The sequence below is a fragment of the Agrobacterium sp. YIC 4121 genome (genome assembly GCF_002008205.1).
In the GTDB taxonomy this organism is placed as follows: domain Bacteria; phylum Pseudomonadota; class Alphaproteobacteria; order Rhizobiales; family Rhizobiaceae; genus Agrobacterium; species Agrobacterium leguminum.
On record NZ_MRDI01000016.1, the window covers coordinates 273662 to 287599 of the forward strand.

Annotated in this window: 13 protein-coding genes; 2 read left to right on the forward strand and 11 right to left on the reverse strand. The window is 61.0% G+C overall.

Annotation, left to right across the window (positions count from 1 at the left end; genetic code table 11):
• Window positions 1-77: 77 nt before the first annotated feature.
• The 9 genes from tatC to BTE54_RS15935 form a co-directional block, all read right to left on the reverse strand.
• The gene (gene tatC, locus BTE54_RS15895) at window positions 78-881 is read right to left on the reverse strand and encodes a twin-arginine translocase subunit TatC (RefSeq protein ID WP_065655994.1); all 804 of its coding nucleotides are present in this window, start codon (window positions 879-881) and stop codon (window positions 78-80) included.
• The gene (gene tatB, locus BTE54_RS15900) at window positions 878-1645 is read right to left on the reverse strand and encodes a Sec-independent protein translocase protein TatB (RefSeq protein WP_078053083.1); all 768 of its coding nucleotides are present in this window, start codon (window positions 1643-1645) and stop codon (window positions 878-880) included. The genes tatC and tatB overlap by 4 nt, the downstream gene beginning before the upstream one ends.
• Before the next feature lie 157 nt (window positions 1646-1802).
• On the reverse strand, window positions 1803-2009 hold the full coding sequence (locus tag BTE54_RS15905; RefSeq protein WP_003509722.1) for a twin-arginine translocase TatA/TatE family subunit: 207 nt from the start codon (window positions 2007-2009) through the stop codon (window positions 1803-1805).
• A 128-nt stretch (window positions 2010-2137) separates the two neighbouring features.
• Entirely contained in the window at window positions 2138-2872 is a 735-nt protein-coding gene (scpB, locus tag BTE54_RS15910; RefSeq protein WP_143240728.1) for an SMC-Scp complex subunit ScpB, read from the reverse strand.
• Window positions 2862-3710 (reverse strand): ScpA family protein, encoded by an 849-nt coding sequence (locus BTE54_RS15915; RefSeq protein WP_003522723.1) that lies wholly within the window; start codon window positions 3708-3710, stop codon window positions 2862-2864. The genes scpB and BTE54_RS15915 overlap by 11 nt, the downstream gene beginning before the upstream one ends.
• Before the next feature lie 58 nt (window positions 3711-3768).
• Window positions 3769-4785: a beta-N-acetylhexosaminidase gene (gene nagZ, locus BTE54_RS15920; protein ID WP_065655997.1), complete on the reverse strand. Its 1017-nt coding sequence runs from the start codon at window positions 4783-4785 to the stop codon at window positions 3769-3771.
• Window positions 4786-5032: 247 nt separating this feature from the next.
• On the reverse strand, window positions 5033-8074 hold the full coding sequence (locus tag BTE54_RS15925; protein WP_078053084.1) for an SPOR domain-containing protein: 3042 nt from the start codon (window positions 8072-8074) through the stop codon (window positions 5033-5035).
• A 66-nt stretch (window positions 8075-8140) separates the two neighbouring features.
• Window positions 8141-9898: an arginine--tRNA ligase gene (gene argS / locus BTE54_RS15930; RefSeq protein WP_078053085.1), complete on the reverse strand. Its 1758-nt coding sequence runs from the start codon at window positions 9896-9898 to the stop codon at window positions 8141-8143.
• A gap of 75 nt (window positions 9899-9973) precedes the next feature.
• Window positions 9974-11191: a deoxyguanosinetriphosphate triphosphohydrolase gene (locus tag BTE54_RS15935; RefSeq protein ID WP_078053126.1), complete on the reverse strand. Its 1218-nt coding sequence runs from the start codon at window positions 11189-11191 to the stop codon at window positions 9974-9976.
• Between the two features lie 215 nt (window positions 11192-11406).
• On the opposite strand from BTE54_RS15935, the gene erpA reads away from it, so the two are divergent.
• Both erpA and xth read left to right on the forward strand, forming a co-directional pair.
• Window positions 11407-11739 (forward strand): iron-sulfur cluster insertion protein ErpA, encoded by a 333-nt coding sequence (gene erpA / locus BTE54_RS15940; RefSeq protein ID WP_065656001.1) that lies wholly within the window; start codon window positions 11407-11409, stop codon window positions 11737-11739.
• 95 nt (window positions 11740-11834) lie between these two features.
• A complete protein-coding gene (gene xth, locus BTE54_RS15945) occupies window positions 11835-12632 on the forward strand; it encodes an exodeoxyribonuclease III (RefSeq protein WP_078053086.1) in 798 nt (265 codons plus the stop codon).
• Window positions 12633-12674: 42 nt separating this feature from the next.
• On the opposite strand, the gene exoR is transcribed toward xth, so the two are convergent.
• Window positions 12675-13469, reverse strand: coding sequence for an exopolysaccharide production regulator ExoR (gene exoR, locus BTE54_RS15950; protein WP_003509731.1), 795 nt, complete (start codon window positions 13467-13469; stop codon window positions 12675-12677).
• Window positions 13463-13765 carry a hypothetical protein gene (locus tag BTE54_RS15955; protein ID WP_245316613.1) on the reverse strand — a complete coding sequence of 101 codons (303 nt, stop codon included), beginning with the start codon at window positions 13763-13765 and terminating at the stop codon, window positions 13463-13465. Before BTE54_RS15955 ends, exoR begins: the two co-directional genes overlap by 7 nt.
• Between the last annotated feature and the right edge of the window lie 173 nt (window positions 13766-13938).

Genomic DNA, 13938 nt, shown 5'->3' on the forward strand with positions numbered 1-13938 from the left:
CGTCGCGTTTTACAGCAAAACGCCGGGCATGAGCCCGGCGCGAGGAAATGTCGTGAGCGGCGAGACCTTCAAGAATGTCAGGTCTCCTCCAGCTCCGTGCTTGCGGATTCTGCCGCACGTTTCCTCTCCACGAGTCGAGCCATGTAGATGGAAATCTCGTAGAGAATGATCGCAGGCAGCGCAAGACCGATCTGGGACATGGGATCCGGCGGCGTCAGCACGGCGGCGACCACGAAGGCGAGGACGATCGCAAACTTGCGCTTTTCCCGCAGCCAGTCGCTGGTCAAGAGGCCAACGCGCGCCAGAAGCGTGGTGACGACAGGCAACTGGAACACCAGACCGAAGGAGAGAACCAGCGTCATGATGAGGCTGAGATATTCCGACACCTTCGGCATCAGCGAAATCGCCACCTCGCCGTCCTCGGGCAGTTGCTGCATGGCGAGGAAGAACCACATGACCATGGGCGTGAAGAAGAAATAGACGAGCGCCGCACCGATGAGGAAAAGGATCGGCGACGCGATGAGGAACGGCAGGAAGGCTGCCCGTTCGTTCTTGTAGAGCCCGGGCGCCACGAATTTATAGAGCTGCGAGGCGACCACCGGAAACGAAATCACCATCGCGCCGAACATGGCGACCTTGATCTGCGTGAAGAAGAATTCCTGCGGCGCGGTATAGATCAGCGACGATTTCGTGACGTCGAGGCCCGCCCAGAGAACCGCCCATTTGTAAGGAATGACGAGCAGGTTGAACAGGTGCTTGGCAACGGCGAAACAGGCGATGAAGGCGACGAAGAACGCGCCGAGCGCCCAGATCAGCCGCGTGCGCAACTCCATGAGATGCTCGATAAGCGGCTGCGGCTTGTCCTCGATATCCCCGCTCATGCTTCATCCTTTTTGGGCTTTGCGGCCTTGGTTTTTACCGTTTTCGCCGGCTTGGTCTCGGCCACAACCGCCTTGTCTGCGGCAGACTTCCTGACCGCAGCCTTTTTGGCGACGGCCTTCACGGTGGGATTGGAAACAGCGGGCTTCGAAACGGCAGGCTCACTGGTTTTCGCGGCGGTTTTCGTAACCGGGGCGGTTTCGGGCGTCGCCGCTGCGGCCTTGCTGCGGGCGGCGCGTTTGGGCTTGGCGGCAACCGCTTCGGCCTCCACGGTCGCAATCGATTTCGCCCGCGCGCGCCTCGGCTTCTCCTCCGCAGCGACGGCTGCGGCCACCGGCGCGGCGGATGCGGCGACAACAGGCGGCGCATCCGGCAGCTTCATCTCCGGCTCGGGCACGCTCACCAGCGGCGCAACCGGCTCGCTTGTGACGGGCGCTTGGGTGGAAGACAGGCCGTCCGGCGGGGTGGTCGCCTTCTGCAGATCGGACTTGATCTCATTGCCAAGCTGGCGAAGCGGGTTCATCGCATCGCGCAGCGAATTGGTGGGGTTGAGATTGCGGACATCGGAGATGGTCTGGCGCACATCGTCCATGTCGGCCTCTTTGAGGGCTTCATCGAACTGGGTGCGGAAATCCCCCGCCATCTTGCGAAGGCCGGCCATCGTCTTGCCGAAAGCGCGGATCATGGGCGGCAAGTCCTTCGGCCCGACGACCACGATCAACACGACCGCAATCACCAGAAGCTCGCTCCAGCCGATATCTAACATCAATATGCTCCCGAGACCCTAGCGCATCGGCCCCAAAAATCGGAATCGATTTTCGACCGGAACGATGCGCAACATACAAGTGGTAGAGCGTTCTTGTGCGTCCGAAAGAACGCACGGCGCTCTAGCGCCAGTCCCACACCAAGCGGCGACAGGCCGCTTACTTGATCTCGTCAGCCTTGTGGTCGACGGTCTTCGTGTTGGCATCGGCCGGCGGCGGCGTCTGGTCTTCGTCAGCCATGCCCTTCTTGAAGCTCTTGATGCCCTTTGCGACATCGCCCATCAATTCCGGGATCTTGCCGCGTCCGAATAGGACGAGAACGATCACCAGCACGATGAGCCAATGCCACACACTAAAAGAACCCATAACTGAAACTCCTGAATTTCGCTTTCAGACGATGTAAGACGTTTGAAAGGCTTTTTCAAACGACAAATCGTCGCTTCAACAGCGAGTGCGCATAAAGTTTTCGTGGCCCCGCCAACAGGATGGCGATATCAGTCGTCGCCATCACCGCCGCCCGGCGAAAGCAGGCCCAGTTCCTCGAGATCGAGCTGCGTGATCGGGTCTTCGTCCTCACGCAATTCGTCGCTCATCATCGGCAGAGGAACGCCGAAATTGGAGGGAATACGGCCCGAAAGCAGCCCTGCCCCCTTCAGCTCCTCGAGGCCCGGCAGATCGCGCAATTCTTCAAGGCCGAAATGGTCGAGAAACTCAACCGTGGTGCCGATCGTCACCGGCCTGCCGGGGGTACGCCTGCGGCCACGGAACCTGACCCAGCCCGCCTCCATCAGCACGTCAAGCGTGCCGCGCGAGGTCTGAACGCCGCGGATTTCCTCGATTTCGGCGCGTGTCACCGGTTGATGATATGCGATAATCGCCAGAACTTCCAGCGCCGCGCGCGACAGCTTCTTCGGCTCCTTTTCCTCGGCGCGGATGACGAAGGAAAGATCGCCGGCGGTGCGGAAGGCCCATTGCCCGCCCACCTGCACGAGATTGACGCCCCGCTCCGCATAAAGAACCTTGAGATGCTGCAGAATGGCGACGACATCCATGCCGCGCGGCAGGCGCTCGGCGATGAAGGCCACGGAAACCGGCTCGGACGAGGCAAAGACCAGGGCCTCGGCGATCCGCTCGGCCTCCTTCAACTGGCGCTCGGAGAATACCGTGGGCTCGGGCTCGGCCCCGTCGGCCGCGATGGTGACCTCGGCGGTTTCATCGTCATTCATCATTGTCAGTCCTTTCGGCATTCACCGCACGGTCGTCTCGTCCACCCTTACGCATATAAATGGGCTGGAAAGCGCCCTCCTGCCGGATTTGCAGCGAGCCCTCGCGCACCAGCTCCAGCGAAGCGGCAAAGGCGCTGGCTATCGCCGTCACCCGCATGGCGGGATCAGGCACATATTGCAGCAGATATTGATCGAGCACGGTCCATTCTCCGACATCGCCGAGGAGATGGGTCAGAAGCTCACGCGCCTCGACAAGCGACCAGACCTGCCGCTTTTCAATCGTGACCTGGGTAATCGCCTGCCGCTGCCGCAGATTGGCATAGGCGCTCAGGAGATCGTAGAGGTTCGCCTCATAGGCCGAGCGGTTGATATGGGGAATATGCTCCGGCGCGCCACGGGCAAAAACATCGCGGCCGAGCTGGGCGCGGTTGACGAGGCGTTCCGCCGCCTCGCGCATCGCCTCCAGGCGTTTCAGCCGGAACGCCAGCGTCGCGGCCATTTCCTCGCCCGAGGGACCGTCATCCTTCGATTGCTGCGGAATGAGGAGCTTGGATTTGAGGAAGGCGAGCCACGCCGCCATCACGAGATAATCGGCCGCAAGCTCGATACGCACGCGGCGCGCGCTTTCCACGAATTGCAGATATTGTTCGGCAAGCGCCAGCACCGAAATGCGCGAAAGATCGACCTTCTGCGTGCGGGCAAGATGCAGCAGCAAATCGAGCGGGCCTTCGAAACCCGCGACATCGATGACCAGCCCGGCCTCGCCCGTCAACCGCTCCGGCGTCACATCCTGCCAGAGCTTGTCCATCGGTGTCGAATTGCGAGACTTGTCTGCGGCCATTGTTCCATCCGCCGGGCGTCCGGCCTGTCGTCCCGAGTAACGGGCCGCCGCCCGACTGTCAGGAAACGGCCCACATGGCGTTGAATTCGGCTCTCAGCTCCGCTTCGTCGGAAGGGTCCGCAACGGGGAAACCCGCTTCCACGGCCTGCACCCGTTCCAGCGAACGGCCGGAAAGAACGGGAACCTCCTTCACGACCTGAAGCATTTCACCCATCACACCGTTGCAATGCAAGACTATATCGCAGCCGCCCGCAACAATATTCGCAGCTCTTTCACCGAGCGTGCCCTTCAGCGCATTCATGGAACTGTCGTCGGACATCAGCAGGCCGTCAAATCCGATCCGGCCGCGAATGATTTCCTCGATCACCTTCGGCGAGGTCGTCGCCGGCCGTTCGCGGTCGACGGCGTTGAATACCAGATGCGCGCTCATCGCCATCAATTCGCGGTTCAGCGCCCGGAACGGCACGAAATCATGCGCGTCCAGCTCATCGAGCGGCACATCGACGACCGGCAGTTCATGGTGCGAATCCACCATGCCACGGCCATGGCCCGGCATATGTTTCATGACAGGCAGCATGCCGCCCGCCTTCAGCCCATCGGCCGCCGCCTGCCCCATCTCGGCCACCATTGTCGGCGTGTAGCCATAAGCGCGATTACCGATGACATTGCTGGCGCCTTCCACCGGCACATCAAGCACCGGCAGGCAATCGACATTGATGCCGAATTTCATCAGGTCAAACGCGTGCAGGCGCGACATCAGCCAGGCGGCGCGCAGACCCGCCCCCCGGTCGCGCTCATAGATTTCGCCGAGAATGCGGGCGTTCGGATAGGCCTGCAGGATCGGCGGCTTGATACGCTGCACGCGCCCGCCCTCCTGATCGATAAGAACCGGCGCATCTGGCCGCCCGACGGCATCGCGCATGGCGGCGACAAGATCGGTAATCTGCTGCGGCTCGCCAATGTTGCGCCCGAACAGGATGAAGCCCCACGGCTGCTCATCGCGGTAAAGGGCAATCTCGTCGGCAGTCAGCGAAAGCCCGCTGCATCCGAGGATCATAGCTTTGCAATCGGTCATGGTGTCACGCTCGCAGGAAATGGAATGGGAAATGGCCTTGTACCGAAAGGCGTGGGGAGGAGTGTCAAACTCTCCGCCGTCATGCTCGGGCCTGTCCCGAGCATCTGCAACCGACCGGCTGGCGAAACGTTGCAGATCCTCGGCACAAGGCCGAGGATGACGTCGCGTGTGGGGAAAAACCCTTCCCCACCCAAAGAAGGGTTGCCTTAGACGGCAACCCCAATCTTACAAGCCCTATTGGCCTCTATCACCGCGCCACGAGGCAGCTACCGCCGGCCGAGCGGAACTTTTCGCACAGCGCCACGGCTTCGTTCTTGTCGCCCGCCGGGATGCGGACGCGGTAGAACGTGCCCTTGCCGGCGATTTCGGCGGCCTTGATGTCGACGCCGCGTCCACCGATGACCGAGCCGAACTTGGCCGACATGTTCTGGTAGGACTTCTGGGCTTCCGCCTGGCTCGGCAGCGAGGCGATCTGGATGTAATAGCCACCGGCAGACGGCGTGCTGGTGGCCGCAGGCGTTGCGGCTGCCGTCTGCTGCTGCGCGGCCTGCGGCTGCGCCGGAGCGGTCGCAGGGCGGACATTGCCCTGGTTGGTCACCGTTGCCACCACATTGGCGGGCTGCGAGGACGGACGCGCCGCAGGAAGCGGTGCTGCCGACTGCGCTGCCGGCTTGGCGGCGGCGGCAGGCGTATTTGCCTGGGGCTGAGCCTGTTCCGGCGCAACCGGAACCCGCGATGCGGCGATGACGGCGGGAGCGCCCTCACCCGGCTTTGCGGTCTGCGGTGCTGCAAGCTCCTCGACCTTGTCGGCCTTCGGCGGCTGGGCTGCCGGCACCTCGACTTCCTGGGCAACCAGCGTGCCGTCAGGCTTGACGATCATGGTGCGGACCTTGCGCGGCGAAACGCCGGTTGCAGCCGAACCTTCGGTCTGCGCGGCCTTTTCTTCCGGCGAAAGCAGGCGCGGATCTTCCGTTTCACCAACCGGCGTGCCGGCGGCTTCCATATCCGCGTCGTTTTCGCCTTCAAGCGGCAATTGTTCGGGGATCAGCGTACGCTGAACCACATCCACCGGCTGCTCGTTGCTGGAAATCAGTGCCGGCTGCTTCGGATCGGCAGCGCTGCCGCCGGCCACGCGGTCATAAACCGCCTTGTCCTGGTTCGGCACAACGCGACCGCCCGGATTTTCCGGAACGACCTTCATCGGATCGTTATCGGCGGAGATGATGACCGGCGCGCCATTGGAACCGGTGCTGGACGAACCGCCGGAGACCAGCGCGTAAACGCCGCCACCGATCAGCACCAGACCGATTGCGGCGGCAACCGGCATGATCCAGCGGCGACCGCCGCGTTCATCTTCCTCACGATAGGCCGCCTGATGGTCGACATAGGTGTTTTCGGCATCGCGCTGGGCGCTGCCACGGGAAGCCGCAGCCTCCTGCATGGAGCGGCGGAAATCCTCTTCCAGCGCCCGTTCGAATTCATCGGCCTCTTCCGGAGCCTGCGCGGGACGCGCCTGGGCGGCGCCACGGTTTTCAGCGTGCTTATGACGGTCGAGACCGCCGGCAACCGCAGGCGCAAACAGCGTCGCAAGCTCGGTATCGATATCGAGATCTTCCTCGTGGCGGCGCGCGGTCGGCTTGGGTTCGAAAACCCCGACCGGCAGTTCCGGCACGTCCATCTCGATGATGTTTTCCGGATGCTCTTCCGTCTCGCCGATCTGCGAAGGATCGAAAGGCAGGCTTTCCAGCGTCTGCGGCGCGGCTGGCTGCGGTGCTGCGGCGGCCGGACGCGGCTGAACCGCAGCAGCGGCCACGGGTGCCACGGCGGCAACGGGTGCCACGGCGGCAACGGGAGCCGGGCGCGGTTGAGGTGCCGGCTGTTCCCTCACCGGCTGCGGCGCAACGGCAGCAGCGGCAACCGGAGCGGCTGGCGGCTGACGAACGGGCTGCGGTGCGGGCGCAGGCGCAACTTCCGCCTCGGCAATTTCAGACAGGTCCAGATCAAGATCGAGATCGTCGAGCGCAAGCTCGAAATCATCATCGTTGAAGCCGGCGAAATCCGTGAAATCAAGTTCTTCAGCGGGTGCTGCGGGCGCGGCAGCGACAATCGGCGCTGCCTTCACCGGCGCTGCGGCAACCACGGGCGGCTCTACCTTCGCGGCCTGCGCAGCGGGAACGTCCTGCACCAGCGGTGTTTCGCCGCGACCGGGAATGGAATATTTCGCGACGTCGTAAATCAGCTCGTCCATCGGCGAGAGATGTTTCGCTGCCGGCTTCCCGGCAGCCTCGAACGCCAGAGGCTCTGCGGCAGGCGCAAAGGTCTCGGCGACCGGAGGCATAAAGGACGGCGCGGTCTCTTCCGCCTGCACGACGGCAGGCGCGGCTTCGACCTGCGGCTCGATACGGGCTGCGGCAGGCTGCTGCTCGGAACGCGGCTCGACCCGCTTCGGATCGGCGGCCGAAACATCCCGGCGCGCGCCGAAGTTGGCGAGCGGCAGCCGCAGGCTGGAAAATTCCAGCGAAGAACGGCCGCCATGCGATGGCGGACGTACGGAAACCGGCGCGGGCGCCTCCTCGGCGACAGCTATTTCCACCTCATCGGCGAGATCGAAAGCCTGCGGCTCCGGCGCATAGGAATAAACATCGGCGTGAATGTTGCTCGAAACATCGGCCGGAAGCTCCGGCATCGTGTGCCATTCTGGCTCTGCGGGTTCTGCGGCCTGCGGCTCTTCCCATGCCACCTGCTGGGCGGCGGGCTGGTAAACCATCGGCTCGGCGGGACGCGACTGGCGCGAATGCACATCGAAAACTTCCGCCACCGCGGAGGCATCGTCGCGAAAATCCGCACGAATGTCCTGCGTGGTCGTTTCGACGTAGTTGTGAATATAGGCCTGATCGACTTCCGGAAGCGGCTCTTCGATCACCTCCGGTGCGGATGCGGCCACCGGCGCGGGTTCATCCGCCGGCGCAAGCTCGGGCTCGCGGCGGGCGAAAACCGATTCGACACGCTGCATGAAATCTTTGGGGGGGATGCCCGCACGGACATCGTTTGCCGGATCAAGAACGACCGGATCGGCGTGCGGTGCGTCGTAAACCTCGAATTCCCTCAGAAGCTCATCTTCGAGATTGAATTCGGGTTCGCGGCGGGTCACCGATGGCTGAGCCTCGGAACCCGCATGCGAAGGACGATCTTCGAAGCCGACGATACGCGCCAGTTCTGCCAGAGGATCGTTGTCAGCGAACCCTTCGGACCGGGCGTCCCGGTTATACGCGACATTTTTTTCGACCATTACGTGTTCCACCATCTACGCATTGCAGCTCTTGCCAGCGTATTGTGAGCAAATAATGGTGATATGTTATCGCATTTCAGCAGGTGCGTCCGCTCCTAAAAGCGTAAGGCCGGACCTCAAAACATTTGCGACAGCATTCACCAGCCCAAGTCTGGCAATGCTCAATTCTCGGTTTTTATCGTTAATAAAACGTAATTCCGGCTGGTCTTTACCCTTGTTCCAGTGTCCATGGAAGGAACTGGCGAGATCGTAGAGGTAAAAAGCAAGCCGGTGCGGCTCGTGCGAAAGGGCCGCCGATTCGATCAGGCGCGGATATTCCGCAAGCTTCGCAACCAGCTTCAACTCATTGATATCGCTAATCAAAGCAACGGACGCCGCCATCTCCTCAGCCGAAGGAGAAAGCCCCGGAAACGCTTCCTGCGCCTGCCGGAAGATCGACATCGAACGGGCATGCGCATATTGCACGTAAAAAACCGGATTATCCTTAGATTGTTCGGTCACTTTCGCGAAATCGAAGTCCAGCGGCTCGGAATTCTTCCGATAAAGCATCATGAATCGCACTGGATCGCGACCCACTTCGTCGACAACATCGCGCAGCGTGACGAAGTCGCCGGAGCGTTTCGACATCTTCACCGGCTCGCCGTCACGGAACAGCTTGACGAGCTGGCACAGAAGCACCGTCAGTTTCGACTTGCCTTCGGAGACGGCGCGCGCAACCGCTTCCAGCCGCTTCACGTAACCGCCATGGTCGGCGCCGAGCACATAGATCATCTCGGAAAAACCACGGTCGAACTTGTTTTTGAAGTAAGCAACGTCGGCGGCGAAATAGGTGTAGGAACCGTCCGACTTCATCAGCGCGCGGTCCATGTCATCGCCCACCTCGGTGGAGCGGAACAGCGTCTGTTCGCGGTCTTCCCAGTCTTCCGGCAATTCGCCCTTCGGCGGCGGCAGGGTGCCCTTGTAGACATGGCCCTTGAAGGTGAGATCGTTGATGGCCGAGAGGATCGGGCCGCCATTGCCCTCATGCAGCGTGCGCTCCGAGAAGAACACGTCGTGCCGGACATTGAGCAGCGCCAGATCCTCGCGGATCATCGCCATCATCGCGTCGATCGCCTTGTCCTTGACGATAGGCATCCACTTTTCCTCGGGCATGGCGCGCAGCTTGATGCCATATTCATCCGCCAGCGCCTGGCCGACGGGAACGAGATAGTCGCCGGGATAAAGGCCGGACGGAATGGTGCCGATATCTTCGCCGAGCGCCTCGCGGTAACGCAGGAATACCGAACGGGCCAGCACATCGATCTGCGAACCGGCATCGTTGATGTAATATTCCTTGGTGACGCCATAACCGGCAAAAGCGAGCAGGTTCGCCAACGTGTCGCCGACGACGGCGCCACGGCAATGGCCGACATGCATCGGGCCTGTCGGATTGGCGGAAACATATTCGACGTTGATCTTCTGGCCCGCACCGATGGTGGAGCGGCCGAAATCGACGCCCTGCCCGATCATGTCAGCGAGAAGACGCTGCCAGTAACCGACCGAAACCTTGAGATTGATGAAGCCCGGACCCGCGACATTGACGCTGTCCACATCACCATCGGCCTGAAGAGCCGGCACGATGAGTTCGGCCAGCGCGCGCGGATTGGTGCCGAGCGGCTTCGCCAGCACCATGGCGGCATTGGTTGCGACATCGCCGTGGCTCAGATCGCGCGGGGATTCGACGGTAATTCGACTGAAATCGACCTTTTCGCGGTTCTCTTTCACGAGGTCGAGGGTCTCGAGCGCGTTTTTGATCCTGGTATCGAAATCAGCAAAAATGTTCATCGTTCCAACCTGCGCGAAGGGCTTCTGTTTATATCCGGCCGTTTAACCGGGTCGGCTTCGCGATCGCCCGCTGCCCTATCGCAAATCGGGGGTGTGGTCAAACAGCCGCTGGTGGGCGCGCAGTGCATAACTGTCGGTCATGCCGGCCAGATAGTCGCCCACATGCCGGGCTTTTGCGGCCACGCTCATGCCGGAAATGCTGTCCACCCAGTAGTGGCTCTGCATTTCCGCCGGCGTTTCCATATAACGGTGGAAAAGATCGGTGACGATCTGTGTGGCGCCGGCGCGGATGCGCATGATTTCCGGATGCCGGTAGATATGGCCGAACAGCAGTTTCTTGATCTGCCGGTCGGTCTCGGCCATTTCCGGCGAGAAGGTCGCAACGGTGAAATCGGCAGCGCGGATATCCGCCGCACTCTTCGGCTTCAGACGGGCGAGATTCTGCTGCGCAACGCCAATCACGTCTTCCACCATATGGGTGATCTGCCGACGCATGATCTCATTGGCGAAACGCTCCTTGTCGAGGACCGGATATTTCGCCCGCACCTCGGCCATCAGGCCGCCGAGGAACGGCACTTCCTCCAGCATCTCGAAGGTGAGATAACCGGCGCGCAACCCGTCATCGATGTCGTGGGTATTATAGGCGATGTCATCGGCAATCGCCGCCACCTGCGCCTCGAGGCTGGCATAGCTGCCGATTTCCAGATCCTGCAGCTCGCAATATTCGAGGATGGGCAGCGGAACCGGTCCCTTGATCCCCTCGCCCCTGGCATTCACCAGCGGGCCATTGTGCTTGACCAGCCCTTCGAGCGTCTCCCAGGTCAGGTTGATGCCGTCATATTCGGCGTAACGACGCTCCAGCTTGGTGACGATGCGCAGCGACTGGGCGTTATGATCGAAGCCGCCATAGGGCAACAGCACCGCATCCAGCGCATCCTCGCCGGTATGGCCGAAGGGCGTGTGGCCGAAATCATGCACCAGCGCCACGCCCTCTGCCAGATCCTCATCGAGCTTCAGCGCGCGGGCGAGCGCCCGGGCGATCTGCGCCACCTCAATGGTGTGGGTGAGACGCGTGCGATAATGGTCGCCGTCAGGGCTGATGAACACCTGCGTCTTATGCTTCAGGCGGCGAAAGGCCGTCGTATGGACGATGCGGTCACGGTCGCGCTGGAATTCCGAGCGCGTCAGGCTTCCGGTTTCGGGAAAAAGACGCCCGCGCGTGGTCCATGGATCCGAGGCGAAAACCGCCCTCTCGCCGCTTCCGAAACCCAATGCGCGCTGGTCTATGATCATGCATCCACCTGTTGTCTTCTCCAGCCGGGACTTCCTTTTGGTCTCGGCCATTGACCTTTTCATTCACCCTTCTTACCTATCGCAGAGGTCGGCGCAAAGCATCATCGCCGCGCAGACCGCCTTCACACAGGCTATAGACCGTTAATTTGACCGGTTTATAATGGTGACAACGAGATTATTGCTCTCCGGTTCTTGACCCCGGCAGGAGAAACGACATGGAAAACAGCGACATTACCCTTTCTGAAGCTGCGGCGAAGCGAATCGCCCAGATCGTCGCGGCCGAAACCGGCAAACAGGCGCTGCGCGTCTCGGTGGAAGGCGGCGGCTGCTCGGGCTTCTCCTACAAGTTCGATCTGGCCGAAGACAAAGCCGATGACGACATCGTGATTGCCCGCGGCGACGCCAAGGTGCTGATCGACAGCCTGTCAGTTGTCTATATGGCGGGCTCAGAAATCGACTTCGTCGACAATCTGCTCGGCCAGTCCTTCCAGATCAAGAACCCGAACGCTGTGGCAAGCTGCGGCTGTGGCACCAGCTTCTCGATCTGACGATTCTATCCACCACATCCTCGCCACCGTTTTTCAAAAACGGTGGCATTCGCTTTTCCATCGGGTAAAAGTACCTCCGCAAAAGGGAAACTCCGATGAAGATTGCCACCTGGAACATCAATGGCGTCAAGGCGCGTATCGAAAACCTGTGCCAGTGGCTGAAGGATTCCTCGCCCGACATCGTCTGCCTTCAGGAAATCAAATCGGTCGACGAGGGTTTTCCCCGGCTGGAGCTGGAGGCGCTCGGCTATCACGTAGAGACCCATGGCCAGAAGGGCTTCAACGGCGTCGCCCTGCTGTCGAAGGTCAAGCCCGACGAGGTCAATCGCGGCCTGCCGGGTGACGATGCCGATGAACAGGCGCGCTTCATCGAAGGCGTGTTTTCCGTCGATGGCGGTGCCATCCGCGTCTGCTCGCTTTACCTGCCGAACGGCAATCCGCCGGACGATCCGGTGAAATATCCCTATAAGCTTGCCTGGATGGAACGGCTGCGGCATTTTGCCGAAGATCGCCTTGCGCTCGAGGAGCCGCTGATCCTTGCGGGCGACTACAACGTCATTCCCGAGCCCTTCGATTGCCACGACCCACGCGTGTGGGAAGGCGACGCATTGTTCCTGCCGAAGACCCGTGCCGCCTTCCGCAAGCTGGAAAATCTGGGCTTCACCGATGCCGCCCGTGCGACGACGGATGAAGCAGGACTTTATTCCTTCTGGGATTATCAGGCCGGGGCATGGCCGAAAAACAATGGCATCCGCATCGATCATCTGATGCTGTCAGCGGAAGCGGCCGACAGGCTGCAATCCGTCAGCATCGAAAAACATGTGCGAGCCTGGGAAAAACCGTCCGACCATGTGCCGGTCTGCGGTTATTTCGATTTCAGTCCGGTCGGCTGAGCCACTCCGGGCGGGTGGATAAAACCACCCCGATCAGCACCCTCAATCCGGATCGTTGAACTGCATGTTCTGCGCCATGGCGATGGCGGCGCGGCGATCGTTCTCACCGGCGAGCGAAAAAGCCTGCTCCTGCAGGTTCTGTATCCAGGTACAGTCCGCCGCCGTGCACTTGTCGAGCGCCGCCGTCATGAAGGCCAGCCCCTGCGTCGTCTGGCCTTCCTGGAAGATCAGGTTGCCGAAAATCGACATGGCGCCGGCATGGCCGTGCTTGCGGGCCTGGTTGAGCCACTTCTTGGCCTGCTGCACATCGGCGCGGCCGCCCTCGCCGGCGAGAATCATTTCAGCCAGACGGAACTGCGCCTCAGCGACGCCAAAGGTGGAAGCAACCTGGAAATAAAGCTGGCGGGCCTGCGACAGGTCCATCTTCACCGGGCTGCCGGGAATGCCGTGACGGTAATAATCGGCAAGGGAAAGCAGCGCGTTGACGAAAAAGCCGGTATCTTCCGAACCCGGCTCCACGCCCTGATTGGCGATTTCGCTGTAGATCTTGAAAGCTTCGAAGTCGTTCTTGGCGACGCCATCGCCATAGGCATACATATTGGCAAGCGCCCAGCGCGAGCCGGTATGGCCCTTTTCAGCCGCGTAGCGATAGGCCTCGACGGCTTCGCCCTTGTTGCCGTTCTTGTAGGCCTTGAAGCCGAACTTGAACAGGTCGAAGGGGCCGGATTCCTTGGTCACGCCCGCATTGATGTCAAAAGCCGCAGCAGGCATTGCGAGCGACGCAAGCAACATGCCCATAAGGAGCGGCTTTAAAACGTTGGCTTCACATTTCAGCATTTCAGCGAACTTCTCTCAACTCTTCCCGGCATATAGCCAATACTTGCGGAATACTGCAAAGCCGAACCCCGCCGGGTCGCGATTTTTCGAACACACTGCGTCTTTCCGGCAGCACTTTCCAGCGCACCACCGGTGGTCTCATGCGGCAATTGCCCTAATTTTCCAGTGAGACAGATATAGGCATAATTTCCGGCAACATAACGGCATTCCGTCATCCGCCGGTCAGCGCCAGACAAGAAAGCCGGGCGAAATTCCCGTATTACTTGCTTAAACGCTGAATCCAAACCCGTTTTCACTTTCTGCAACTCCGCAGGCCCACATCAAACGCCTGCATGTTCTTTCATTCCCGCGCCCTTAAACATAAGCCAAGCACCCTGTTTGTGGCGGGAAATGGACAGATATGCTCACATTCCAACGCGCGCCCACGCTTGCAGAAAAGTGTTGCCAAATCGTCACAAAACTTTCGGGC